The sequence below is a fragment of the Pseudomonas sp. 2822-15 genome (assembly GCF_002742515.1).
GTDB classification, from domain to species: domain Bacteria; phylum Pseudomonadota; class Gammaproteobacteria; order Pseudomonadales; family Pseudomonadaceae; genus Aquipseudomonas; species Aquipseudomonas salomonii.
In genome coordinates this window covers 1-229 of sequence record NZ_LJRY01000325.1, presented here as the reverse complement: position 1 = coordinate 229, position 229 = coordinate 1, and the positions used below count along the sequence as shown (strand labels likewise).

1 protein-coding gene is annotated in these 229 nt (G+C 35.8%); it reads right to left on the bottom strand.

The annotated features are described in order from the left end of the window. Positions 1-229 (bottom strand): spore germination protein (locus tag AOA59_RS28245; RefSeq protein ID WP_143522839.1); only part of this gene is annotated, 229 nt, incomplete at both ends.

Genomic DNA, 229 nt, shown 5'->3' with positions numbered 1-229 from the left:
ATGACAGGCTTGAATTTAGAGATTCGGTTAATGAATCTTGGGGTCCAAGTACAGTTGTTTCATTTTCAGCAGAAGTAATGGATCGCTCTGGAACGCTGAATGTATCTATTTTTAAAACAAGTTCTTTATCATGAAAAAATAGAATTGTTTGTCCACTCATCAAATCATGAATCAATGTATCGAGGGCATCTAGATCGGCTTTTTTACTACTCTTTAGGACGTTTTCAGG